This is a genomic window from Microtetraspora fusca, from assembly GCF_001570365.1.
Lineage (GTDB): Bacteria > Actinomycetota > Actinomycetes > Streptosporangiales > Streptosporangiaceae > Microtetraspora > Microtetraspora fusca.
On sequence record NZ_BBYK01000090.1, the window covers coordinates 21,412 to 32,367 of the forward strand.

10 protein-coding genes are annotated in these 10,956 nt (G+C 71.8%); 6 read left to right on the top strand and 4 right to left on the bottom strand.

The annotated features are described in order from the left end of the window. The first annotated feature begins 154 nt into the window (after positions 1-154). The gene (gene cuyB, locus AWQ68_RS38805; RefSeq protein ID WP_066951287.1) at positions 155-847 is read left to right on the top strand and encodes a cysteate racemase; all 693 of its coding nucleotides are present in this window, start codon (positions 155-157) and stop codon (positions 845-847) included. 72 nt (positions 848-919) lie between these two features. On the opposite strand, the gene AWQ68_RS38810 is transcribed toward cuyB, so the two are convergent. From AWQ68_RS38810 to AWQ68_RS38820, 3 genes are all read right to left on the bottom strand, one after another. Further along, positions 920-1,396 (bottom strand): hypothetical protein, encoded by a 477-nt coding sequence (locus tag AWQ68_RS38810; protein WP_066951289.1) that lies wholly within the window; start codon positions 1,394-1,396, stop codon positions 920-922. After that, positions 1,393-1,917, bottom strand: coding sequence for an RNA polymerase sigma factor (locus AWQ68_RS38815; protein ID WP_066951292.1), 525 nt, complete (start codon positions 1,915-1,917; stop codon positions 1,393-1,395). Before AWQ68_RS38815 ends, AWQ68_RS38810 begins: the two co-directional genes overlap by 4 nt. Positions 1,918-2,206: 289 nt before the next feature. Beyond that, a complete protein-coding gene (locus AWQ68_RS38820) occupies positions 2,207-2,692 on the bottom strand; it encodes a hypothetical protein (RefSeq protein ID WP_157546445.1) in 486 nt (161 codons plus the stop codon). Between the two features lie 52 nt (positions 2,693-2,744). On the opposite strand from AWQ68_RS38820, the gene AWQ68_RS38825 reads away from it, so the two are divergent. Further along, positions 2,745-4,148 carry a cellulase family glycosylhydrolase gene (locus tag AWQ68_RS38825; RefSeq protein WP_066951297.1) on the top strand — a complete coding sequence of 468 codons (1,404 nt, stop codon included), beginning with the start codon at positions 2,745-2,747 and terminating at the stop codon, positions 4,146-4,148. A 102-nt stretch (positions 4,149-4,250) separates the two neighbouring features. On the opposite strand, the gene AWQ68_RS38830 is transcribed toward AWQ68_RS38825, so the two are convergent. Beyond that, positions 4,251-4,691, bottom strand: coding sequence for a hypothetical protein (locus tag AWQ68_RS38830; RefSeq protein WP_066951300.1), 441 nt, complete (start codon positions 4,689-4,691; stop codon positions 4,251-4,253). Positions 4,692-4,925: 234 nt separating this feature from the next. Here AWQ68_RS38830 and AWQ68_RS38835 point away from each other — a divergent pair, with 234 nt between their 5' ends. The 4 genes from AWQ68_RS38835 (at position 4,926) to AWQ68_RS43240 (ending at position 10,753) form a co-directional block, all read left to right on the top strand. After that, positions 4,926-6,185 carry a sensor histidine kinase gene (locus AWQ68_RS38835; protein ID WP_066951302.1) on the top strand — a complete coding sequence of 420 codons (1,260 nt, stop codon included), beginning with the start codon at positions 4,926-4,928 and terminating at the stop codon, positions 6,183-6,185. Further along, positions 6,170-6,817, top strand: a complete 648-nt coding sequence (locus tag AWQ68_RS38840; RefSeq protein ID WP_066951303.1) for a response regulator transcription factor — start codon at positions 6,170-6,172, stop codon at positions 6,815-6,817. Before AWQ68_RS38835 ends, AWQ68_RS38840 begins: the two co-directional genes overlap by 16 nt. Positions 6,818-7,052: 235 nt before the next feature. After that, positions 7,053-9,323, top strand: coding sequence for a hypothetical protein (locus tag AWQ68_RS38845; RefSeq protein WP_157546448.1), 2,271 nt, complete (start codon positions 7,053-7,055; stop codon positions 9,321-9,323). A 1,265-nt stretch (positions 9,324-10,588) separates the two neighbouring features. Next, positions 10,589-10,753 (top strand): hypothetical protein, encoded by a 165-nt coding sequence (locus AWQ68_RS43240; RefSeq protein WP_157546451.1) that lies wholly within the window; start codon positions 10,589-10,591, stop codon positions 10,751-10,753. Positions 10,754-10,956 lie beyond the last annotated feature (203 nt).

Consider the following 10,956-nt stretch of genomic DNA (forward strand, 5'->3'; position numbering starts at 1 on the left):
ACGACGGCGCGAGGGACCACACGGGGAGCCCCCGGCACGGTGCGAAGGCTTCCGGGACCACGCGGGAAACCTGTGGCCCCCGGGGGAGAGGACGAATCTCGATGACTCGGTTCGGCGGCGCCCGGCGGGCCCGCGGCCTGGCCGGAGGCGGCCGGTGAGCGGACCCCGGCTGGTCGGTGTCCTGGGCGGCATGGGGCCGGCGGCCACGGTCGACTTCTACGGCAAGCTCGTGGAGGAGACGCCGGCGACCTGCGACCAGGGACACGTGCCCGTCGTCATCTGGGGCGACCCCCGCGTCCCCGACCGCTCCCTGAGTTTGATCGGCGACGGCGAGGACCCGACCCCGTACCTGCGACGCGGCATCGAGGGCCTGAAACAGGCCGGGTGCCAGGTGCTCGCGGTGCCCTGCAACACCGCCCACGCGTTCATCCCCCGCCTCGCGGACGAGGCCGGGCTGGAACTGGCCAGCATCATCGAGGTCACCGCCGACGCCCTCGCCGCCGACGGCGTACGCGCGGCGGGCGTGCTCGCCACAACGGGCACCCTGCGCACGGGCCTGTACGCGGACGCGCTGCGGCGTCGCGGCGTCGCGGTCATCGAGCCGGACGAGCCCGACCAGCGGCGGGTCATGGCGGCCATCGGCGCGGTCAAGAGCGGCGCCGCCGGCCCGGCCCACCGGCGGGCACTTGAGGAGGTCTCCGGCTCTCTCGCGGATCGCGGCGCCGAGCGGGTCGTCGCCGCGTGCACCGAGATCGTCCTGGCCCTGGACGCCGCCCACGTGCCCGTCCCGGTCGTCGATCCCGCCCGGCTGCTCGCCCGCCGGGTCGCCGAGCTGGCCCTCGGCTGAGCCGCCCCTCGGCTGAGGCGGCCCGCCACGGCGGGCTCTCGCCCCGTGGCCGAGGGGCGGCTCAGCTCACCGCTACTCCCGGCCGGTCAGGTCGCGCATGCGGCGCAGCAGCGCGGCCCGTCGGGCATGGGCGCGCACGGCCAGCGCCAGCGCCGCCGCGACGAACAGGCCCCCTACCGCCAGAGCGACCCCTGTCCCGGTGCCGCGCTGAACGGCCACGGCGGCGACGAGGGCCGTGGTGGCGAGCGAGGCGGCCAGGCCGATCCAGGCGGCGATCACCTGATCAGTGGCGAACAGCGGAACCCTGTGTGTCAGCAGCCAGCCCCCGTACCCGACCCAGACCAGGCAGAACACGGTGAACAACGCGAACGCCAGGTGAGTGCTGCCGGGCAGCGGGCCGGGCTCCGACCACCACAACGTGCTCACGAACACCGTGCCGGCCGTTCCGGCCACCAGCGCCGCCACCGCCCCGATCCGCGATCTGCGCGACAGTGCCGGCGCCAGCCGCTCGATCATCTCCTGCTCCGAAATTCGTGGCTCTTCGGTCATGGCCTGTATCCCTTCTCCTCCAGGTGCTCACGCAGCAGACGACGGGCGCGGTTGAGCCGCGACTTGACCGTTCCGGTCGGGATCTGGCAGATGTACGCACATTCCTCCACCGGCAGATCCTCCAGGTAGAACAGGACGAGAATCTCCCGCTCCAGCACCGGGAGATCCGACAGGAAGCTCACCAGCGCGGCGCGGTCCACCATGGCCTCAGCCGGGTCCTCGGCGACCACGTCGCTCACCACTGGCGCCTCCTTGGCCCAGGCGTACTCGTCGCGCAGGCGATCCGTCACCGACCGCCGGGCGATCGTGAACAGCCACGGCGCGAACCGGGCGGGTTCTCGCAGCCGGGGTAGGCAGCGGACCACGGCCAGCCAGATCTCCTGGCTCACGTCGTCGGCCCGCTCGGCGTCCAGCATGCGCCGCACGTATGTCCACACCGGCACCCGCCACCGAGCCAGCAACTCGGTCAGCGCCGCGCGCTCGCCCAATTGAGCGCGGACCACCAGCAGTTCATCGGTCATCTCGTCCTCCCGTCATCTTTCACAGTCGGGGGAGAGGCCGAGCGGGTTCACGGTTCCCGTAGCAGCGTGCGAAGCACGGCCACCGCAGGCCGGGATCGGGATGCCAGTAGAGCGTGGGCGAGGCCGACACCGAGCCGGGCGGCGATCTGCCGGACGGTGTAGCGGCGTCCAGCTCCGTGCGTCATCGGGCCGACCGGGCGGCCCCGTGCAGGGGACGGCGGCCGCCTCCTGCGGGCGGCAGGGCACGGGGGGCGCCGGGCGCGATCGTGCCGGCGCGACGAGAGCTTTCTCAGACGCTTTCCGGGACGGTGTCCCGGGGGGCCCTCGCGCGGTCGTTCCCGCGTGGCAGGGCGGCCAGGCCGGGGAGCCAGCCGAGCGCGACGCCCCCTACCAGCCCGGTCACAAGTGCGCCCGCCAGAAATCCGGCGTACGCGCCGAGGCCCACGGACGCCGTCTGCGTGAGCACGACGGCCCGCAGCAGATCGGCGAGCACGGCGCCCGCGAGGAAGGCGCCCCACGTGCGCCAGAAGCCGCCGCGCGCGAGCGCGACCACGGCGACGAGCACCAGCGCCGCCGCGCTGTCGGTGAGCGTCACCGTCCAGGTCGTCTCCCCGAGCGGGACGAGCCGCAGCCCGGGTGGCCCGAGGGGGAGGCCGAGCGCGGCGGGCACCGCCAGATAACCCACCCGGGTGACCAGCGCGCCGCCGAAGAGGCCGGACGCGACGACGAGGACCAGCGCGACGGCCGCCGGGAGGCTGTTGCGAGCAACGCTCATGTTCGGCATGCTAGCGGCGTCCACGTTTCCTGCGGAAGCCCTCGGAGATCGGATGAAGAGAGCCCGGTGGATCGTGTCCCTCGCCGCGCTGGCCGTACTCGCCGGGGGCGTCGTCGCGGCGACCAGGGGCGCCCCAGAGCCGGGCGGCCGCTTCATCACGGACGAGCAAGGCCGGGCGCTCATCCTGCGCGGCTTCAACACGGCGGGCAGCACCAAGGGCGCCCCGGACACCCTGCCCGAGCTCACCGAGGCGGACATCGACCGCGAATACCGCGACATGGGGACGAACTTCGTCCGGTTCCTCATCATGTGGCGCGCGGTGGAGCCCCAGCCTGGCACCTATGACATGAAATATCTGGACAAGGTGGCGGAGTGGGTCCGCTGGTACGGCGAGCGCGGCTACCACGTCATGCTCGACATGCATCAGGACCTGTGGGGCAACGCCATCACCCCGACCGGTGCGGCGGGCAACGGCGCCCCCGCATGGGCGACCCACCTCGACGGGCTCCCGGTCGACACCGACCAGCCCACCTGGGAGACGTACTACCTGGAGCCGGGCGTCATCCGGGCCTTCGACCACTTCTGGAACACCACCGGCGAGCATCCGGAGTTGATGGACCACTACGCCAAGGCGTGGAAGGCGGTCGCCGCCAGGTTCAAGGACGACCCCGCGGTCCTCGGCTACGACTTGATGAACGAGCCCTGGGGCGGCTCCGTCCAGGGCCCGCGCTTCGAGACCGGCCCCCTCGCCGCGCTCTATCGGGCGACCATCGCGGAGATCCGGTCCGTGGATCCGGATGGCTGGATCTTCCTGGAGTCGCAGGCGGTGGGTGTGAACTGGGGGCTGCCCTCGGCGCTCCCGCACTTCGACGACTCCCGGAACGGCCCGCCGCGCATCGCCTTCGCTCCGCACCTCTACCCGCTGCCGCTCGACCTGGGCGACGACTACACGGCGGACTCCAAGGAGTGGACCGACCGCACGATCGGCTGGTGGCGCGACAACGTGCTCCGCACGGCGGACCGGCTCGACGCCCCGATCCTGCTGGGTGAGTTCGGCCTCGACATGACCAGGCCGGGCGCCGCCGACCTGGTCGGCCAGGTCGTACGGCTCGGGGAGGGGATGGGCACGGGCATGGCGTACTGGTCCCGGGACCCGGGCTCGTGGGGGCCGTACGACGAGAAGGGCGCCGCCACCCCGCTGGTCGCGGCCTATGCCCGGCCGTACCCGAGGGCGATCGGCGGCGTCCCCGTGGACATCCGCTCCGAGGCGCGTTCGCTGACGGTGAACTTCGACGCCAACGGGACGGGGCCGACGGAGATCTACCTGCCCGCCGCCGGCTTCCCGGACGGCGGTCGTGCCTCGGAAGGCGAGGCGACCTGGGACGCGGCGCGGCGCGTCCTGACCGTTCGGACCAGGACCTCCGGCCGCGTCACCCTCACGATCACCCCCGCGTAGGGTGTGGATCCCGCCCGCCTGCTCGCCCGCCGGGGCGTCGAGCCGGCGATCGGGATCGCCTCTTCCCGGCCCGCTCCGCCAGGAGCATGCGGGACCCGAGGGTCAGCGTGCCTTGGGAAAGGCGGCGCGAAGTCCGGATCCGTTGACGATGAAAGCGGCCGCGGCGATGGCGAGAGCGCAGGCGGCCTGCATCATGGCGAACCACGCCGGGCAGATGCCGGGGATCATGTCGACGCCGATGATCGCGATCGGCATGACGATCGAGATGACGCGCACGCGTAGATAGGCCCATCGTGCGCCCCGGGAGGCGAGGACGGTCAGCCAGTAGGTCACCGCGGCGCTCGCGAGCACTCCCGCCGATCGACCCCACATGAACGAGGTCGCCGTCTGTTCGGTGATCGCGAGGATGGCGACCGTGATGAGGACCGCGGCGCCGAGCGCACCGTAGGCCGCGACGAGGATCTTCACCTTGCCGAAGGCTCGTCGCGTGCGTGGACGGTCGAGGTGGGCGGCCTCGGCCGCGGTGTGGGCGGTGGTTTCCATGCTTCTTCTTCCCTCGTGTTGTCTGGTGTGGTTGACGACGCTAGGGAGCGCGTGAATGGCGCGGTATCGGTCTGGACGTACGGGTGGGTGGGGCCAGACCTACTTCAGAGCCGATCTGGTCGGATCAGGCTCCGGTGCGGTGCACAGTGGAGACGCCAAGCCGTACCGGGTCAGATCGCCGCATTCAGGACGCGAGTGCCACGGTCGGGGGTCATGGAATGAGAAGGAAGAATCATGAGGCAGCTGGTGTCGTGGTCGACGAGCGCCTGCGTGGGGTTCGTACGAGCGTGCGTCGTGGTGGTCGTCAGCATGCTGGTCCCGGCCGTGTGGGCCGCCGCGGCGGGGCTGTGGATCTGGTGGTGGGACGGAGACCCGTGGTCGGGGATAGTGCCGTTCCTGTGGGCGTGCATCGGCACGCTCGCCCTGTGCCGCCCGGTGTGCCGAATGATCCGCTCCCTTGTCGCGAAGTGGACGGGCACCGTCATTCCCGCCGGATATCGGCAGGCCGGGCCGGTGACACAGATGGCCACCGGGTACTGGTGGAACGGGTACTCCTACGAGCGCACCAGCCGGGACGCCCGCATGGACCAGCAGTGGCGGACCCGGTGGAAGGACCCCGCCACCTGGCGTGACCTGCGGTTCACGGCCATCGCACCGATCACCGCGGGAGTGATCTGCGCGATCCCGCCGGCCGGGGTCGCGGCGGCGGCACTCGGATTCGGCCAATCAACACCGGCTGCGCGCCTTGCCGGGGTGCTCGGCCTGGCCGTGGCGATCGGCGGCGCCCCGTACGCCTGGCGGTCCGTCGAGCCGGTCGCCGTCCGCTTCCTGCGCGCGTCGCCTGCTATGGCACTGGCGGACCGGGTGGACGAGCTGACGGCCCAGCGCGCGGATACAACGGTCGCGCAGGCCGCCGAGATCCGCCGGATCGAGCGGGACCTGCACGACGGAGCACAGGCACGCCTGGTCGCGCTCGGGCTCTCCTTGGCGACCGCGGAGAAGCTGATGGAAACCGACCTTGACCAGGCCAGGGCGCTGCTGCGGAACGCGCGGGCCGGCGCCGCCACGTCACTGACCGAGCTCCGCGAACTGGTCAGGGGGATCAACCCGCCGGTGCTGAACGAACGAGGGCTGATCGACGCCGTACGCGCTCTCGCGTTGGACAGCCCGCTCGAAACGGCCGTCACCGCCGATGTTCAGCTACGCCTGGACCCGCCGATCGAGTCCGCGATGTACTTCGGAGTCGCCGAACTGCTGACCAACGCGGTCAAGCACGCCCACGCGACACGGGCGCGGATCTCCATCGTCCGGGACGACACCGGCATCGTCGTCGATGTCGAGGACGACGGCCGCGGTGGCGCCGGCGTGCGACCCGGCGGCGGACTCGATGGGCTGCGTCGCCGCCTCGCGGTCTTCGACGGCACCGTGGAGGTCACCAGCCCGGCAGGCGGCCCGACCTGCGTGAGGATGATGCTGCCATGCGAATCGTTGTAGCCGAAGACCTCTACCTCCTGCGCGACGGGATGGTCCGCCTCATCGAGGCGTACGGACACGAGGTGGTGGCGACGGCGACCACCGGACCCGAGACGCTCGGTGCACTGCTGACGTGGCGGCCGGACGTGTCCATCGTCGACGTCCGCATGCCGCCGACCCAGTCGGATGAGGGCCTGCGGGCGGCCCTCGCCGCCCGCCGCGAACTGCCCGGACTGCCGGTCTTGATCCTTTCCCAGCACGTCGAACAGCTGTATGCCCGCGAACTCCTGGCCGACGGCGCGGGTGGCATCGGGTACTTCCTCAAAGAGAGCGTGTTCGACGCCGATCAGTTCATCGACGCCATGGAACGCGTCGCCGATGGCGGGACCGCCATGGACCCGGCCGTCATCGCCAAACTGCTGTCCAGCGGATCGTCCAACCGACGACTCGAACAGCTCACCGAGCGCGAACACTCCGTGCTCGGCCTCATGGCGGAAGGACTGTCCAACCAGGCCATCGGCCAGCGGCTCTTCCTCAGTGAGAGCGCCATCAGCAAGTACACCACCTCCATGTTCGGCAAGCTCGGGATCTCCGATGACGAGAACAACAACCGCCGCGTTCTCGCCGTCCTCGCCTACCTGAACAAGACGTGACGTAGTACTCGGGCCCGGCGGGTGACGGGCTGCGTGAAGAGATGAGCCTCCACGAGGTACGTGTGCTGCCGGAGCACGGGTGCTCGGCGACCAGGCGGCACGCGCGGCGCACTCCACGTGGGCGCCCGGCGCTGGGGCCCTGCCGTACGTCGCGGGAGTTTGTCGGCGGCGACCGGTAGGTTGTCGACCACTCTCCGCAGGGCGCCTCCGGCCCTTCACCCCCGGGAAGCAGCACGTGCGTCGTTATCGTTTCGGCTGGTTTGCCGCCTTGGTCGCCGCCGCCTACACCGCCGCGGCCGTCCTGTTCGGTGTCATCGCGCTGGTCACCGGCGACGCCGGGCTTCTCGCCCGGCTGCTGACGTACGAGCAGGAGGGAGGGCTCTCCGTCGGGTGGGTGCCGATCCTCGTCCTCATCGCCGCGTTCCATGGGTGGGCGCTGTGGCAGATCCTGCGGGGGCGCCAGGCAGGCCCGGTGCCGGCGGCGGCCGGCCGCGCCGTGCGCGGGCTTCGGGCGGTGCTGTACGTCCAGGTGGCCTTCGGCCTGCTCGACGTGGTCCCGGTGGACGTCCCGTGGTGGGCCGAAGCCGCCGCCGGGCTCGGGTGGCTCATCCTCGCCGTGCTGTTCTTCGTCGTGCTGCGCGGGACCGCGCGGGCGACGGCGGCCTTCGCCGCGGCGGCCCTGGCGTTGGGCGAGGTGAGCTGGATCGGCACGGAGGTGGCCGACTACTTCGACGCCCCGGTCGTCGGGCGGATCTTCGGCGCCACCGAGCTGTACGGGCTGCCCTGGACCCTGGGCATCGTGCTGCTCCTGGTCGCCCAGGCCGTGGACGGCAGGTGGAGGCGGGCCACCGTGTGGGCGGGGTTCTGCTCCGCGGCGGCGCCGTACCTGCTGGTCCCGTTCTCCACCACGTTTCTCTTCGCCCGGGCGGGCGACGGCGTCGCGCCTGTGATGCGCGGCCTGGCCACCGCGACCGCCCTGCTGCTGGTGGTGTGGCAGGCGCGTTCCGCCCACGAGCTCGCCGGCCCGCAGGCGGAGGCCGATGCGCGGGCGGCTCGGCCGCGTCCTGCGCCGCTCCGCTCGTGGCCGCTCGCTGTGGTGGCGGTCGCGCTGCCCCTGCTCCCGCCGGCAATCGGCCTCCTCGACGGCACGCCGCCGTGGCCCGGAGCGGGGATCTCGTTCGGCTGGACCTCCTACGCGCCGAACGGCTTCCCCGACCTTGTGCCGAGAGCGCTCGCATCGCTGGTCGACACCGTCGCAGTGCTGGGTGGCCTGTCCGTGCTGGTCCTCGTCGCGGTCCTGCGGAGGACGTCCGGCCTGGCGCGGGCGACGGTGCTCGTCCTGCTCGCCGCCGCCGCGGTCGAGGTCGTCATCGCGCTCACCGCCGCCGCCCGGGCCGACGACCTCGCGTCCGGCCTCCAGGTCTGGGGCGACCCCGACCTGATGTCCTCCATGCTCGACGGCCATCTCTCCGGTGTCTCGCGGCTGTGGTTCGGCGGCGCCTTCGCCGCGGCGGCCCTCCTGCTCCTGGCGGCGCTGCCGGGTTCCGTCGGCCGACCGCACTCGCGGCTCCGGGTCGCGGCGACGGTGGCAGCCGCTGCCGCCCCGCTGTGCTTCCTTTCGGTGGCCGACCAGGGAGGCGGCCCGGTCACCACCGCCCGGGAGTGCGCGGGGCGGTGGGAGAGAGGGACCGAGCCGGCCGCGCCGACAGGTGAGAAAGCCTTCATCTGCGCCACGCGGGGAGCCACCGGCATGCTGAAGGTCGCGCCGGACCTCCCGGACCGGTTCCTGGTCGCCTACGGCCGCCGGCTGTGCGATGTCCACACGCGAAACGACCCGGCGGAACTCGCCCGCGTCCACTGCGCGGACGGAGTCCAGGTCAGGGATCTCAGCCATGCCCTCGCGGAAATCTGCCCGAGCGCCGCCGTCGTCGTCGCGGCCGAACAGGAGCGACAGGACCGCGAGACGCGAGAGTGGGCGGAGGCACGGCGGCGCGTCTGCGCCACCGCGCGCCGCCACCGGCCCCGGATCAGACCGGTGTCCAGGGTCGTCCAGTGGGACCCGGTGACGATGGTGGACTACGGCGCCCTGGAGGCGTACGAACCTGACATCGCCGGGGAGGACTTCGAGGCGAGCGATCCGTCCTACGCGGACGACCTGCTGACCGTCAGGCCGGGGTTCCTCGGCCTCGGTGTCGACTCGGACGCCCCGCTCTGCGTCGCGACCGAGACGTACGATCGGCGCCCGCCCGTGGAGACCACGGGATGGCAGCGCGTGGTCGAGGTCGGCTACCTCAGCGTCAGCGGCGAGATCAGGCTCGCCCACCCGTTGGGCGGCGACTCGCTGCCCAACCTCGCCGTCCGGGGCAAAGGCCACTACCGCATCCGGATCCACTACTCATGGGAAAGGTCGAAGGACGGCGTACGTGATCGGCAACGGCTGCTCATCATGTCGTATCCGGCTCGGGGAGACCGTGTCGTCGTCTACCGGAAGCCCGGCGAACGCTGACGGCCTGAGCCGGAGTGCTCCGGGACGCGTGTTGGCGTAACGGGATCGGGCCGTGGCACGCACGAGGTCGGCCGTGCCGATGCGCGGAGGCCGCGTCCTGACGCGGCAGGACCGCGCCCGTCCGCCGGCACGCTGATGCGATCGCTGCTGCGCAGGCCGCGGCCGGAGCGCGGCCGCCCGCCGCGCAGCGGCCGGGAGCGCAGGTCATGCTTGTCCAGCCCGTCATCGGAGACAGGCCGCAACCCTGCCGTGCGTGACCCGATATGCGACACCGGTGGACCGGAACAATGCCCCGGCCGTAGGGGGACTGACGGCGTCGCCGTGGTGCGGCGGCGTGAACCGAAATGGTGGGCACGGCGCTGAAGGGGCGCATTGGCGGCAGCCTGGGTCCTGCTCGTCGTACACCTGGCCCACGCGGGCGGCCGCCGACACGTGGACGCAAGCTGCGCAAACCCGGCGGCATCGTTGGTCCTAGCTGTAGGTCACCCGCTCCTGGTGGAGTCGACGGCGATGACGAGACACCAGAAACACCAAGACGCCAACCGTGGCGCGACCTCCCCGCTCGCGAATGCCGACTAAACGGAATGCCGTGCGCGACGCTCACAAATAGCACAAGTGTGACTACTCAGAGTTGAATATCGAACGTGTGAACGATATCCTCGCAGAGGATCGACGATCAGAGTGGGAGCGGGGGTGTGAAGAGATGATGCTTTCGGGTGGCGTACTGCTGTCGCACCGACCGGAGGACGCGCCTCCGTCCCCCTCATCCGCCGCGCATTCCACGTCTTCGCGACGGCGGCGCGGGTCCAGGTGGCACACGCCGTTCATCGGATCCGAGCGCTTCTCCGGCGACTCCTATGGCGCGGTTCTCCTCGACCGCGCCCGCAGTGCCGGTGACGGCGGAGGAGCCCCTGATCCCGTACTGAATGACACGACGCGCTCTGCCGGGCGAGGTAGGCGACGCGGCGAGCCGGACGAGACGCTGTCCTGGGCGCGGCGGCTGCTCGGCTTCCCTGATGCGGCTGAAGACCACAAGTCTGACGGCGGTGGCCGGCTTTCGGGTCCCTTGCGATGGCCGATCATGCCCGCTCCCGTAGCGCCCACCCGTGAGAAGACGGCCGAGCCAGGAGAAGAGGTTGGTCGCGGGGCCGAGCCGCAGCGCCTCGGGATCGACGATGGAGCTCTTTTCGGTCGGGAGGAGCTACGGCGGCCTGGGTACAACCGTGCCGACCTGTTGGCCTGGGACGGAATCTGGCAGGGCCGCGGTGACGCTCGGAACGTTGGTCGCCGCCGGGGCGCTGATGGCCACCGCGTCGGGGGTGATGGCCCGGCCGCTGAGGGGCAGCGCCGAGGCGCTCGCCGTCATGGCCAGGGCGGTGTGGGGCCGACCGCTGGTGGTGATGGGCGGTTGGGGGACTGGCCCGACCTGAACCTGGCCGGGCGCGACGTCATGGACCTGCTCGCTCGTGCCGAGCGGCTGGCTGCAGGTACAGCGAACGTGCCGGGCGAGACCGGGTCTGGGTCTGGGACCGAGACCGGGGCCAGGGCTGGGACTGAAGCCAGGGCTGGGGCCGGAGCCGGGCCTGGCGCTGGGGCCGGGGCCGGTGCCGGCGTTGGGGTTGGCGCCGGAGCT